We start from the raw sequence: 14,291 nt of genomic DNA, 5'->3' as shown, positions 1-14,291 counted from the left end.
TTTTGTGCAAGAAATCTATTTACGGAGATATCATTCACGAGGACATTAATTAACGGACAATAGTGCCTAATAAAATGCCTACGGCACCGAAATCTGCATCGCAGAAGGTGGCATTGGCAAAACCGATATCACCCAGGACGGGCAATAAAAAAACAGGTAGGATGCTGATTAACAGTCCTTGAGTAAAAGCGCCCAGTATAGCGCCACGTCGACCACCCGTTGCATTACCGAATACTCCAGAGGCTCCGCCGGTAAAAAAATGCGAGACAACGCCTGGAATAATTACCGTCATGTTAAGCAGGTACAGTGTGAACATACAAAGAACCCCTGCGGTAAAACTGCTTAAAAAACCAACTAATACTGCGTTAGGGGCATAAGGGAAAACTACTGGACAATCCAGCGCCGGTTTAGCATGAGGGACTAATTTATCGGAAATACCCTTGAATGCCGGAACAATTTCAGTGATTACCATGCGAACTCCCCGCAAAATAATGTAGACACCAGCAGCAAAGGTGATCGACTGCATCAGGGAAAACATAAACCAGTTTTTACCGCCACTGAGATTTTTTACGGCATCATTACCGGCAAATAAACAAGTGATGACAAAAATAATACTCATAATGAAAGCAATTGCTACCGGGGTATCATGTAAAAACAACAAATTTTTAGGGACGTTCATATCCTCGGTGGAGTGTTTTTTATTACCCAATTTACTGCCAATAAAACCTGAAAGGATGTAGGACAACGTGGAAAAATGACCAATGGCGACATCATCCGATCCTGTGACTTTTTTCATATAAGGGTGAGCGATAGCTGGAAAGAAAACCATTGATATACCAACTATTAGAGAGCCGACGGTAATGAGGGGCAAACCTGTCATCCCTGAGGTTACTAAAATAACGGCGACCATCATCGACATAAAAAGGGTGTGATGACCGGTGAGAAAAATAAACTTCCAGGGTGTAAAGCGTGCAATCAAAATATTAATCAACATGGCGAAAAACATGATCATCGCCATTTCTTTGCCAAAATTTTCTTGGGCAACAGCAACAATGGCTTCATTATTAGGGACGATACCTTGAATACCAAAAGCATGTTGAAAAATATTGGCAAAATCACCGAGAGAAGATACGACCAAAGAGGCACCTGCACTTAGAATAACAAGACCCATAATGGTTTTAACGGCACCTTGAATACATTCTGTCAGGGTTTTTTTTTGGGCAAGCAGGCCAACTAGTGCGATTAAACTGACCAATATTGCTGGTTCAGCAAACACATCGTCCATTAGAAAACGAAAAAAATCCATCTATACCTCCAGTTATAAAATATTTAATTCGATTAATGCTACTGATAGTCGTTCTTTCATAATTTTTTTATCAATTACATTATCTAATGAGACGATTTTTCCAGCGATAGATTGAGCCACTAATTGTTCTGTGATATCGCGAGTGCCGACAAAAATGTCGCTGTTCATTCCTTTGGCTGAATTGAGATCAACATGGTTAACCTTGGCGGCTACGGCTAATTCGGTGAGAATACTTTTGATACTTATTTTCATCAGCAGGCTAGTACATAAGCCAATGCCAGAGACTACTGTAATCTGTGTCATTATCTATCCATGAATTTTCCAACGATGAAACGTTTAATCAGATAGTAACATTAATAACGCGCGATAATGGCAAGAATATCATGTATGTTTTCAGCGCTTAATATGGCATTAATATCGTCCTGATTGGCGAATAATTTTGCTAGCTGAGAGATGGCATTAATATGGCTATGGCTGTCAGTCGCGGCTAAAACGATTAATAATTTTACCGGATCATTTCTTTGTGTATTGAAGGCAACTCCCTGAGAAATAAGTGTTAATGACAATGATAATTTATTGACTCCTTCTTCTGGCCGCGCATGTGGCATAGCAATACCTGGTGCTACCACGTAATAAGGGCCAATTGCCTCATGTGATCGATAAATAGCCTCGACATAATGTGGCTCGATAGCATTATGATTAATTAAAGGTTGACAAGCTATAGCAATGGCATCCCGCCAGTTATTGGCTTGCTCCACGATTTGAACAACATCTGACGTTAGTAGTTCTCTTAACATGAAAGCTTTACTCCTCGTGACTGTTAGCTCGAGAATAAATATTTTCTAGAATTATTAATGTGATGAATGTCAACAGATAGGGTTTTCACCCTATATCATTAAGTTAGATTTATTTTTTTATTTATGTACCCTTTTGGCTGCTGCGCTCCGTGTGTCTTGACTTCACAGCATGTATTGGGTTTTGCAAAAAGTCTATTGTAGTTAAGTGGTTGTTCTGTTCATGGATTGAATGGCGGTCAATGCGATGGTGTAAACAATGTCGTTTACCAGTGCACCACGAGACAGATCGTTCACTGGTTTGCGCATCCCTTGTAACATGGGGCCAATGGAAATCAAATCGGCAGAGCGCTGTACCGCTTTGTAAGTGGTATTGCCGGTGTTGAGATCAGGGAAAATAAACACGGTAGCCTTGCCAGCCACGGGTGAATTAGGTGCCTTGGATTTGGCCACATCCGCCATAATGGCGGCGTCGTATTGTAATGGCCCATCAATAATCAAATCGGGGCGTTTTTCTTTTGCCAAACGTGTGGCTTCGCGGACTTTTTCTACATCACTACCAGCACCAGAATTTCCGGTAGAATAAGAGATCATCGCCACTTTCGGTTCAATACCAAACGCTTCAGCTGAATCTGCAGATTGAATCGCGATCTCAGCGAGTTGAGCGGCGCTGGGATCAGGATTGATGGCGCAATCACCGTACACAAGGACTTGATCAGGAAGTAACATAAAAAATATTGATGAAACCAGTGAACTGCCTGGCGCCGTTTTTATCAATTGTAATGCTGGGCGGATGGTGTTGGCTGTGGTATGCAATGCTCCAGAAACTAATCCGTCGACTTTATTTTGCTCTAGCATCATCGTACCCAGCACCACATTATCTTCCAGTTGCTCACGCGCGACTACTTCAGTCATTCCTTTATCTTTACGCAGTTCAACCAGCCGTGAAACATAGTGTTCACGTACTACAACGGGATCGATCAATTCGATGTTTTTACCTAATTCAATGCCCTGTGTTGCCGCAACTCGACGAATTTCTTCAGGGTTGCCTAAGAGTACCGGTGTGGCGATGCCACGTTCGGCACAAATGGAAGCTGCTTTCACGGTACGAGGTTCTTCTCCTTCAGGGAGCACGATACGTTTAGCTGCTTCACGCGCCAGTTCTGTCAGTTTGTAGCGGAATGCAGGCGGTGATAAACGGCGTGAACGTGTAGAAGCAATACTAAGTGAATTGATCCATTCACTGCTGATATGACTGGCGATATAATTTTGTAATTTTTCAACACGTTCATGATCATCTGCTGATACTTCCAGACTGAAACTTTGTAGATTTAGCGATGTTTGCCAACTGTTGGTATTGACCATAAAGATGGGTAGACCTGTCTGGAAAGCACGTTGACAGAGTTGCCTGATAGAATCATCCATTTGATACCCTCCGGTAAGCAAAATAGCACCAATGGCAACACCGTTCATCGCTGCCAAGCAGGCAGCAACCAGCACATCTGGGCGATCCGCTGAGGTGACAAGCAACGCACCTGGGCGCCAATGTGCTAGCATGTTGGGGAGACTACGAGCACAAAAAATGATGGATTTAACGCGGCGTGTGTTGATATCACCTTGATTAATGATACTGGCATTAAGGTGTCGACAGATATCGATGGCGCGAGTGGCAATGAGATCAATACTCCAGGGTATGCAGCCGTATAATGGTAGCGGACTTCTGTTAGATAGCTGGCTTGGCTGAATCGTTGTCACCTCGTTTTTGTTGGAACTATCAAAAATTTCATATAAATCAGGGCGAGTACGACCTTGCTTATCAATGGGTGCATTCAATTTGTTGATGATCACACCGGTAATATTTTTATTTTCGATACCCCCGAAACTAGAGGCGGCGAGTTCGATCTGTTCTTTTAGCTGACACGGTGAGTGATTGCCTAGTGCCAAAACGAAAACAATTTCAGCATTCAAGGTTTTGGCGATCTGGTAATTCAGTGTATTGGCAAAAGGATGTTTACGGGTTGGAACCAGGCCTTCGATCAATATCACCTCGGCATTTTGCGTATTTTTGTCGTAACGCGCGACTAGTTCATCCATTAATAGGTCTTGTTGGTTAGAACTTAACAGTGTTAGTGTCTCAACCTCACTCATCTTCAGCGGTTCAGCAGCATGGATACTGGAGTTGGCTCGGATAATTGTCGTGGTGTGATCCGGTGTGTCGCCATCAGAACGTGGTTGGGCAATAGGTTTGAATACACTGAGACGAACACCTTTTTGCTCTATTGAGCGAATAACACCCAGGCTGACACTGGTTAAGCCAACACCTGTACTTATGGGGATCAACATAATTGTATGAGACATAGCCACACCTCTAAAAACCTGTTCGAAATCTCTTGTGCCCACCGTGTTTTGGTCACGTCATTCGTCAAAAACGAGCTCAAAATGCTCATTGACTCTATGTAACCTGCGCTTTTGTGCCTATTTTTTCCTCGTCTGAGCGTTGCTCAAGAAGATTGGAACAGGCTCTTAGGCAGTTGTATTCTGAATCTGTTTATGCGGTCAAACGCGCGGTATCTCGTGCGATTACCAGCTCTTCGTTGGTTGTGATAACTAAAGCTGGCCGACTGCCTTCTTGGCTGATGAAGCCGGATTTGCCGAAACGCGTCGCTGTATTTTTTTCTGAGTCAACGGCAAAACCCAGGAGCGCCAGTTTGTTCAGTGTTAGTTCACGTACTAGCCCTGAATTTTCACCGATACCACCGGTAAAAATAACGGCATCCAAACGGCCTGCCATCAGTGCGCTATAGGCGCCGATGTATTTTGCTAAACGATGACAGAAAACGTCCATCGCCCGTTTGGCTTCGACTGTGATGTGGTAATTGTCTTCAATATAACGGCAATCACTTGTTACTTCGGTTAATCCCAGCAACCCGGATCTTTTGGTAAGTAACTTATCAATTTGATCAATATTCATCTTGCATTGATTATGAAGATAAAAAATAATCGCAGGATCCAGATCGCCGCTACGTGTCCCCATCACCAAACCTTCCAAGGGTGTTAATCCCATCGAAGTATCAACACAGCGACCATTACGTATCGCTGTGACTGACCCGCCGTTACCCAAATGGCAACTGATGACATTGAGTTCTTCTAGCGGTTTACCCAGTTTTTTTGCTGCTTCTTGACTGACATATAAATGGCTAGTCCCGTGGGCGCCATAACGACGGATACCCTGTTCTTGATACAGTTTGTATGGCAAAGCATAGAGGTAAGATTCTTCCGGCATCGTCTGATGGAAAGCGGTGTCGAATACCGCCACATTTTTTTCTTTCAAATGAGGGAAAGAACGGAATGCTTCCCGGATGCCAATTAGATGAGCAGGATTATGTAAGGGGGCAAATGGGATCGCAGCTTCGATACATTGGATGACATCATCGTCAATAATCATTGACTCAGCGAGTTCTGCACCGCCGTGGACAATGCGATGCCCAATGGAATTCAGTTGAGCAGAAAGATCTGGTTTTTTTTCAGAATTGTATTAACAATGAAATCCAGTGCTTCTTTGTGGGTTGCCTTAGCGGCCAATGTTGTTTCCTGTTTAATACCCTCGATTCTCCACTGAATACGGGCTTCCGGAAGGGATAAGCATTCAGCTAAACCAGACAGGTGTTCTGTACTGCTGTTCGTATCGATAATCGCGAATTTTAATGAGGAGCTACCGCAATTCAGAACCAGTATTAGCTTATTCGACATGGAAGTACCTATTTTTTTGTTTACTGGCTAAATTAAACCACAAGTTTAAAGGGAGAGAGATCGACTAGAATAGACCTCTTGCAAAAGCTGAAAGCCGAAGGTGACTTGAAAGCCATAGGCTACCCGAAACCGTAGTTCGTTATATGAAGTTTCAGGCACAGGGCGCGTAGCAATCGGAGTGTACACAGAGTACAAAGAGATTGCGAGTGCTGCGCAACGCAGGAGATTTTAATTTTTTCGGTAAAAATAGAGGTAAGTTATGACGAACAATCCCTCGGATCCGGTGATAGGCTGGTTTCAGATACTCCAACGTGGGAAGAAATATATGAAAACCTGGCCGTTAGACAGACGCCTGGCACCGATTTTTGCCGAAAATCGTGTCGTTAATATGACGCTCTTCGGCATCCGTTTTATGCCACCGTTGGCGATTTTTACACTAACTTGGCAGATAGCGTTAGGGGGGCAGCTGGCTCCGGCTATTGCCACGGCATTCTTTGCCTGTAGTTTACCATTGCAGGGATTATGGTGGTTGGGTAAGCGATCGATGATGCCATTGCCGCTAACTTTGTTACAGTGGTTTCATAGTGTGCGCCAGAAATTAAGCGAAGCGGGTAAGAGAGTGGTGCCTGTTGAAACAACGCCAACTTATCAATCGTTGGCTGAATTACTTAAATCTGCGTTTGGGCAGTTAGACGAAACATTTTTCGACGACTTGTGATGCGAATTTAGACTCATTTCCTGCAGTGACATACTGAAACTTGGCACAAAATTTTGCATAAAATAGGTCAATTCAGAGGACGGTTCTTTCAGCAGTTTTTTTTCTAATCGTGCTTTAGCCGGAGCAAATTCTTTATTACCGGCTGATAATTCTTCCAGGCATTTTAGATAAGCCGATAAATCATCGGCTTGTTTTACTAATTGTTTTTCATCCTTGCTACAATAACATTCGTCGAGTAGATAACGAAAATCATCTTGTAATTCTTTTGGTAACATTTCTATCAATGTTTGTTGGGCAATATTTTCAATCTTTTTATATTCATGGGCGATTTGCTGATTGTAATATTTTATTGTTGTTGGTAAATCGCCGGTGATAATTTCGCTAGCGTCGTGATACATCGCCAGCAGTGCTACTCGCTCGGCATTGAGTTTGCCATCGAATTTACGGTTTTTAATGACAGCCAAGGCATGAGCAATAAAGGCAACCTGTAAGCTGTGCTCGGAGACATTTTCGATACGCACATTGCGCATTAACGGCCAGCGGTGGATCAGGGTAAGACGAGATAAATGGGCGAAAAAATGACTCATAGCGAATGCTCCACGTTATTCAACCACTTCATTTTTATTTATTTATTTTATTGTGATACCGGATATTTGCTAAGTAGGCGGTAAGCATATAGACAACACCCGAGATGAGCAATGAATTTGATAGACTTTTCACCGTCTGAGTATTGCTCAGACGATTTCGCATAGGTGCTTAGTGAGTTGTACTGGCTAGATGGATAATCACTTCTGCTTATATTTTTTAAAAAATTGCGCTAGCTTTCCGATTGCCGTCGTCAATTCATCGACAGCGGGTAGGATGACAATACGAAAGTGATCCGGATCAGGCCAATGAAATGCGCTACCATGCACCAATAATACTTTTTCTTGCGACAGTAGATCCAACACCATTTTTTCATCGTTGTACACCTTAAAGCGTTTATCAATACGTGGAAACATGTAGAGCGCTCCACGAGGTTTAACGCAACTCACGCCTTCGATCTGATTGATCTGCTCCCAGGCTTGGTTACGTTGTTCATACAAACGTCCCCCTGGCTTAATAAATTCATTGATACTCTGATAGCCCCCTAATGCTGCCTGGATGGCATGTTGCATTGGCACGTTGGCGCAGAGGCGCATTGAAGACAGCATGTCCAAGCCTTCGATGTAGCTTGTCGCATGTTTTTTGGGGCCATTTAATACCATCCAGCCTTGGCGAAAACCAGCGACACGATAGGTTTTGGATAAACCGCTAAAAGTCACGGTGAACAGATCAGGGGCCAGGGTAGCAATAGGATGATGTATCGCATCGTCATAGAGGATCTTGTCGTAGATTTCATCGGCGAAAATAATCAGATCATGTTCACGAGCGATTGCCACGATATCCTTTAATAGATCTTTGCTATAAACTGCCCCCGTTGGGTTGTTTGGGTTGATGATCACAATGCCGCGAGTATTTGGCGTGATCTTTTTGCGAATGTCACCAAGATCAGGAAACCAATCAGCACCTTCATCACAGAGGTAATGTACCGCTTTACCGTTCGATAATGATACCACGGCAGTCCATAGTGGGTAGTCAGGTGCAGGTATGAGCATTTCGTCGTCAGTATTGAGTAATGCTTGCATTGCTTGCTGGATAAGCTCGGAAACACCGTTACCAATGTAAATATCTTCCACTGTCAGATCATGCATTCCCTGTGCTTGATAGTACTGCATGATGGCTTTACGTGCCGAATATAGCCCCTTGGAGTCACAATAGCCTTGAGCCGTCGGTAGATTACGGATAACATCGACTAAAATTTCATCGGGTGCACTGAAACCGAAAGGTGCTGGGTTGCCAATGTTGAGCTTCAGTACTTTATGGCCTTCCCCTTCAAGGCGTTTTGCTTCTTTTAGTACTGGGCCACGAATGTCGTAACCCACGTTTTCCAGTTTGCTGGATTTCTTAATCGGTTTACTAGATTTCTCAATAAGTAACATAAAAATAAGCCTTCTGTTGGTTAAAATCGATCTTTCACATGAGAACAAGGCAGATGCCGCTCAATGTACTCCGACGTTGCAGGTTTTTGAAGACTTACGCTTCTGTATTAGACTTCTTGCAAAACCGTAGTGTGTTATGCGAATTTAAGGTGCTTGGAGCACAGTAACCCGCAGTGTACATGCGAGTACGTGAGGATTGCGAGCACCAGGTAGCACAGAATTTGCAGTATGTAGTAGGTTTTGCAAGATTTTGAGTAGGCTTTCCAGAAGGCAATAAATTTTTAACTGTAAGAAAAAGTGACTTGATATTGCTTATTTTTAGTATGGGGATGTTAAAAATTTTATTTCACTATTAATTTTGTAAATTATTAAATAGATTTAATGACAGAATGGCTTGTTTATTTATCGTCATTGCGTTATCAGTTTACTAATACACGTAAAATGTTATAGCAATAGCTTAAAGATATTTTTTATATTTAATTGTTTTTTTCTGTGTATTACTAAATAATATTTGTTAGTTGGCCATTAGCAACAGGACAACATTGATATCTTAGAGCTTATTCGAAATCTGTTGTGCTCGCTGATACTTCGTCAGAAATGAATTCAGAGTGTTTATTTACTTTTTTTATACTGTCTGTAAAAAGGATTGGTAAAACGCAATTGGCAGTAAGTTAAAAAATGCGGCGTTTAGAACACTTAGCGGGTAACGAATTGTTTTTTTTCACCTCTTGGTAATGATGGATGAACCCGGCACGAGATTTTTTGATAGTATATTTCTGCTTTTTGACAGAAAATTTTTTGAACCGATCCCATTTTTCACGATAAGATAAATTGTCGGTGTACAAAAGGATGATTAAAACATGGTAACGTTTAATTGCCCGGGTGAATTGCTTACGCTTTGTGATTAAATATACAGGGTTTTGAACGACAGGGTTTTTTGGAGGCATATGGATGAAAATAAATAAATGGGGTACCCCGATTTTAGTGGTATTAAGTTTTATTGCCAGTACTCAGGTGTTGGCTAAAGATACCATTGCACTGGTTGTTCCTACTCTAGATAATCCATGTAATCCATTTTTTATTTCAATGAAAGAAGGGGCACAAAAGGAAGCAGATAAATTGGGTTATACTTTAGAGGTGTACGATTCAAGAAATAATTCAGCTACAGAGCTACTCAATGTTCAATCTTTGACAATGCGTTCCGACGTTAAATTCTTGTTAATCAGTACGGTTAATTCCAATGCGGCAGGTAACTCGGTTAAGTTGGCAAATGAGGTTAACATTCCAGTTATCACACTGGATCGCATAGCGCATGGTGTCACAGTAAAAAGTCATATTACTTCTGATAATATCCTGGGTTCAAAAATGGCGGGTGATTTTATTGCACGTAAACTGGGTGATGGTGCTAGAGTTGTACAACTGGAGGGGATCGTTGTTTCTTCAGGAGTGCGTGAACGTGCTGAAGGTTTTAGGCAATCAGTAAAGCAACATAAGTTTAACTTATTGGCCAGCCAACCGGCGCACTATGATCGCACAGACGGGATGCATGTGATGCAAGAGTTGTTAACTCTTTACCCTAATATTCAGGCCGTATTTGCGCAAAATGATGAAATGGCGTTGGGTGCTTTGCAGACTTTGCAGAACCTGAAAAGAATGGATGTGCTAGTGGTAGGATTCGACGGCACTGATGAAGCGGTTAAAACGGTTAAAAGTGGTGAAATGGCGGCGACCATTGCTCAGCAACCGGAACAGATTGGCGCGAAAGGTGTGGAAATGGCCGACAAAGTACTAAAAGGCGAAAAAATACCTGACATTATTCTGATAGGTTTGAAACTGGTAATGAGCAAGTAAAGTAAAATAAAGGTTGCAACTATGATGATGGTGTAGGTAGTCAATAATATTGATTATCTTCGATTATTGGTAATGGCGTGCATTGCTATCACCGTGGTTGCGAATTCTTTCATAACTCTGCGGTATACATCGCGTTTGAAAGAAACAACCTGACGTACTGGGTACCAGTAACTCACCCAGAGCCAGCCGTCAAACTCGGGGACATTACTGCATTGCATATTGATATCGGTATCATTCCCTATCAGTTGTAACAAAAACCAGCGTTGTTTTTGACCGATACACACCGGCTTTGTATCCCAACGTACTAAACGTTTAGGTAATTTGTAACGTAACCAGTTGCGGCTCGAAGCCAGTACACGAACATTTTTTCTACTGAGACCGACCTCTTCAAAGAGTTCACGGTACATCGCCTGCTCTGGTGTTTCGCCGGGGTTGATCCCGCCCTGAGGAAATTGCCAAGAGTGCTGACCATGACGCCGAGCCCATAGAACCTGCCCTTGTCGATTACAGATTACAATACCAACATTCGGGCGGTAGCCGTCATCATCAATCACCAGACCACCTCGATCAGCTTAGAATTTAAAGATACCCCGATTGTTTCACAATAGCTACAAGCGGTAAACTACTGCTTATTGGTTCATGTAAGATGACAATTTTTGCGTGCAATTTGTGGATATATAAAAATTTTCTATGTCAAGATCATAAATTGAAAGAACAGTGTCAATTTAATAAGGTTATCCCAAAAATCTGTGGATAAACAGGTAAAATCCTGTTTATTATTGTTGAAAACTGGTGCATAAAATAAAAATGACAAAAATGACCGCCATCTACCTGTTAAAAAAACATCATCTAATTCATGCTATTATTTGCTATCGCTTAGCCTGATAAGGGAATTTGCATGCTGGTTTAGTTTTTAGTTTGTTTTTTAATCTGTTGATAGGTTTTGCTGCACAATTGGTTTTGAAATGAGGTCTCGTGTGTATTTACTCTCTCCGTTACCACCATGTGATGAACATCAGCTCTTTCTTCGTGCTCAAGCGCTGTCTGGTTTCACTTTGGGGGAGCTGGCAAGGCGAATTCAGTGGACTATCCCTGCTAATTTGAAGAAAAAAAAAGGTTGGGTAGGCATGTTGTTGGAATTCTACCTGGGTGCTAAGGCTGGTAGTAAACCGGAGCAAGATTTTGCTGACATCGGTATTGAGCTGAAAACCATCCCGGTTAGTGCTCAAGGTGTACCGTTAGAAACCACTTTTGTTTGTATTGCTCCATTGACTGGTAATAGTGGTGTTATTTGGGATAGCTGCCATGTTCGTAACAAACTTTCCAGAGTATTATGGGTACCTGTGGAAGGAGAGCGGCATATTCCTTTGGCTGATCGCCGTATTGGTGCTCCTCTGCTCTGGAGTCCGAATGCCGAGGAAACAAAACGACTTCGCCATGATTGGGAAGAACTGATGGATTTGATCGTCCTGGGTAAAGTTGAGAGTATTACTGCCCGCCACGGTGAAGTTTTGCAATTGCGTCCCAAGGCCGCCAATCGCTACGCTTTAACGGAAGCGATTGGTGAAAAAGGACAGCCAATCATGACATTGCCCCGTGGTTTTTATCTGAAAAAGGCTTTTACCCGTGAATTGTTGGCTCGCTATTTTCTGCTTTAAAAACGGGTAATTACGCAGTCTTGATTATGATTAAGCGAGATAATGCGTATAATCCTGCTTTTGTGTTTTATAGGGCGTATAGGTAATGTTCGAATGGATTGCCGATCCTGATGCCTGGTTGGCTCTGGGCACACTAACTATCCTGGAGATTATTCTTGGTATAGATAATATTATTTTCCTTTCTCTGGTAGTGGCAAAATTACCTAAAGCGCAACAGAGTCAAGCCAGGCGGATTGGTTTGACCGCAGCGATGTTGATGCGTCTGGCTTTGCTGGCTTCTATTACTTGGGTCATTGGTTTGACTAAGCCGCTGTTTACTGTTGTAGAGCATGATATTTCAACACGTGATTTAATCTTACTCTGCGGCGGGTTGTTTCTGGTTTGGAAGTCAACTAAAGAAATCTACGAATCCATTTCTGGGGATGAAAATTATCACAGCAGTAATGTCAGTTCCTTTGCGGGTGCCATTGTGCAAATTATGTTGCTGGATATTATTTTTAGTTTGGATTCTGTGATAACGGCTGTTGGGCTCTCTGATCATTTGTTTATCATGATGGCTGCGGTCGTGATTGCTGTCGGAGTGATGATGTTTGCTGCTCGGCCTATCGGAGAGTTTGTCAATCAGAATCCGTCGGTTAAAATGCTAGCGCTTGCTTTTTTGATTTTGGTGGGCGTGACTTTAGTGTTGGAAAGTTTTCAAATGCGAGTGCCGAAAGGGTACATTTATTTCGCCATGTTTTTTTCAATAGGAGTTGAGACGCTAAATTGGTTACGTGGTAAAAAAATCGCATGACTCGTTAAAAAATTGTTATAAAACGGGTTTTTTGACGTGGCTTGGTTAAACTTGGTTACCTTAGGCGGCGACATACACAATGGTGGCTGCCTAAGAACCTGTTCGAAATCTTTTGTGCTCGCTGATACTTCGTCAAAAACGGGCTCAAAATGTTCATTTACTCTATGTAAACTGCGCTTTTTCGCCCATTTTTTCCTCGTCTGAGCGTCGCTCAAGAAGATTTGGAACAGGTCCTAAGATCTCTTGCGATATATGCAACTACAGCAACATACGTAGCATACGACGTAGTGGTTCAGCGGCTCCCCACAATAACTGATCACCGACAGTAAATGCGGATAAATACTTCTCCCCCATGTTGAGTTTACGTAGACGTCCAACCGGAGTATTCAGCGTGCCGGTGATCGCAGCTGGTGTAAGTTTACGTTTAGTCAGTTCTGGCTCGTTGGGGATCACCCGTACCCATTCATTATGTTGAGCAATAATTTTTTCAATGTCTTCTAGCGATGTGTCTTTTTTTAATTTCAGGGTGAATGCCTGGCTATGGCAACGTAGTGCCCCTATGCGTACACATAGGCCATCGATTGGGATCACCGTGCTGGTGTTGAGGATTTTATTGGTTTCCGCCTGACCTTTCCATTCTTCACGGCTTTGACCATTAGATAACGCACTATCTATCCATGGGATCACACTGCCTGCCAACGGTACAGAAAAACAATCTGTGGGTAAGGAACAATTACGGATCTGTGCCGTCACTTTACTTTCAATCTCGAGGATGGTTTTTGCCGGATTTAGCAATTCGTTTGCTACACAACCATGCAATTTACCCATTTGTCTGATAAGTTCATTCATATGGCGTGCACCTGCGCCAGAAGCGGCCTGATAAGTTGCCACAGAAGCCCATTCTACTAAATCATCAGCAAACAAACCGCCCAGCGACATCAGCATTAGGCTCACAGTACAATTGCCTCCGACAAAGGTTTTGATACCGTTGTTTATACCTTGCTCAATCATAGGCTTGTTAACTGGATCTAAAATGATAATGGTGTCTTCTTCCATGCGCAGCGATGAAGCAGCATCGATCCAATAGCCTTTCCAGCCTTTTTTACGCAGTTTGGGATGAATTTCTTGGGTGTAATTTCCTCCTTGGCAGCTGATAATGATGTCTAATGCGTACAATGTGTCAATATCATCAGCACGGTGTAATTCATGGCATCGACTCCCTATCTCAGGTGTTTTCTGGTTTTTTTCCGAAGAAGTAGAAAAAAATACAGGGTGGATAACGTCAAAATCTTTTTCTGCCTCCATTCGTTCCATTAATACTGAACCGACCATACCACGCCAGCCGATAAAACCAACTTTTTTCATAATTGTTACGTTCCAAAGTAAGATTATGTAAGGAT

Annotated in this window: 11 protein-coding genes and 2 pseudogenes; 4 read left to right on the top strand and 9 right to left on the bottom strand. The window is 42.5% G+C overall.

The genetic code is table 11. The features are described 5' to 3' along the window. Positions 1-49 precede the first annotated feature (49 nt). The 5 genes and pseudogenes from AAHH42_RS14215 to AAHH42_RS14195 all read right to left on the bottom strand — a co-directional run bounded on the left by AAHH42_RS14215 (position 50) and on the right by AAHH42_RS14195 (position 5,850). The gene (locus AAHH42_RS14215) at positions 50-1,306 is read right to left on the bottom strand and encodes a PTS ascorbate transporter subunit IIC (RefSeq protein ID WP_072549825.1); all 1,257 of its coding nucleotides are present in this window, start codon (positions 1,304-1,306) and stop codon (positions 50-52) included. Between the two features lie 12 nt (positions 1,307-1,318). Further along, positions 1,319-1,609: a PTS sugar transporter subunit IIB gene (locus AAHH42_RS14210; protein WP_072549826.1), complete on the bottom strand. Its 291-nt coding sequence runs from the start codon at positions 1,607-1,609 to the stop codon at positions 1,319-1,321. Between the two features lie 50 nt (positions 1,610-1,659). Next, positions 1,660-2,103 carry a PTS sugar transporter subunit IIA gene (locus AAHH42_RS14205; RefSeq protein WP_072549827.1) on the bottom strand — a complete coding sequence of 148 codons (444 nt, stop codon included), beginning with the start codon at positions 2,101-2,103 and terminating at the stop codon, positions 1,660-1,662. Between the two features lie 201 nt (positions 2,104-2,304). Beyond that, complete coding sequence (gene pta, locus AAHH42_RS14200) at positions 2,305-4,443, bottom strand: phosphate acetyltransferase (protein ID WP_342222084.1); 2,139 nt, start codon at positions 4,441-4,443, stop codon at positions 2,305-2,307. A gap of 205 nt (positions 4,444-4,648) precedes the next feature. Further along, positions 4,649-5,850: pseudogene (locus AAHH42_RS14195) on the bottom strand (acetate kinase). A gap of 259 nt (positions 5,851-6,109) precedes the next feature. Here AAHH42_RS14195 and yfbV point away from each other — a divergent pair. Continuing rightward, on the top strand, positions 6,110-6,568 hold the full coding sequence (gene yfbV / locus AAHH42_RS14190; protein ID WP_072549830.1) for a terminus macrodomain insulation protein YfbV: 459 nt from the start codon (positions 6,110-6,112) through the stop codon (positions 6,566-6,568). Positions 6,569-6,570: 2 nt separating this feature from the next. On the opposite strand, the pseudogene yfbR reads toward yfbV, so the two are convergent. Continuing rightward, positions 6,571-7,155: pseudogene (yfbR, locus tag AAHH42_RS14185) on the bottom strand (5'-deoxynucleotidase); the annotation flags it as partial. Positions 7,156-7,353: 198 nt separating this feature from the next. Then, positions 7,354-8,589 carry a pyridoxal phosphate-dependent aminotransferase gene (locus tag AAHH42_RS14180; RefSeq protein WP_072549831.1) on the bottom strand — a complete coding sequence of 412 codons (1,236 nt, stop codon included), beginning with the start codon at positions 8,587-8,589 and terminating at the stop codon, positions 7,354-7,356. A gap of 951 nt (positions 8,590-9,540) precedes the next feature. Between AAHH42_RS14180 and rbsB the strand changes: the two genes are divergently transcribed. Continuing rightward, positions 9,541-10,440 (top strand): ribose ABC transporter substrate-binding protein RbsB, encoded by a 900-nt coding sequence (gene rbsB / locus AAHH42_RS14175; RefSeq protein WP_072549833.1) that lies wholly within the window; start codon positions 9,541-9,543, stop codon positions 10,438-10,440. 53 nt (positions 10,441-10,493) lie between these two features. Here rbsB and rppH read toward each other — a convergent pair whose 3' ends face one another. After that, the gene (gene rppH / locus AAHH42_RS14170; protein WP_342221405.1) at positions 10,494-10,994 is read right to left on the bottom strand and encodes an RNA pyrophosphohydrolase; all 501 of its coding nucleotides are present in this window, start codon (positions 10,992-10,994) and stop codon (positions 10,494-10,496) included. 411 nt (positions 10,995-11,405) lie between these two features. Here rppH and mutH point away from each other — a divergent pair, with 411 nt between their 5' ends. Both mutH and AAHH42_RS14160 read left to right on the top strand, forming a co-directional pair. After that, positions 11,406-12,098: a DNA mismatch repair endonuclease MutH gene (gene mutH, locus AAHH42_RS14165; protein WP_072549835.1), complete on the top strand. Its 693-nt coding sequence runs from the start codon at positions 11,406-11,408 to the stop codon at positions 12,096-12,098. A gap of 85 nt (positions 12,099-12,183) precedes the next feature. Further along, a complete protein-coding gene (locus AAHH42_RS14160; RefSeq protein WP_342221404.1) occupies positions 12,184-12,891 on the top strand; it encodes a TerC family protein in 708 nt (235 codons plus the stop codon). Between the two features lie 258 nt (positions 12,892-13,149). On the opposite strand, the gene asd is transcribed toward AAHH42_RS14160, so the two are convergent. Further along, positions 13,150-14,256, bottom strand: a complete 1,107-nt coding sequence (gene asd, locus AAHH42_RS14155) for an aspartate-semialdehyde dehydrogenase (RefSeq protein ID WP_342221403.1) — start codon at positions 14,254-14,256, stop codon at positions 13,150-13,152. Between the last annotated feature and the right edge of the window lie 35 nt (positions 14,257-14,291).

This window comes from Candidatus Fukatsuia endosymbiont of Tuberolachnus salignus (genome assembly GCF_964030845.1).
Classification (GTDB): domain Bacteria; phylum Pseudomonadota; class Gammaproteobacteria; order Enterobacterales; family Enterobacteriaceae; genus Fukatsuia; species Fukatsuia symbiotica.
Note: the sequence above shows the minus strand (reverse complement) of the source record. Positions and strands in the feature narration are given on the sequence as shown.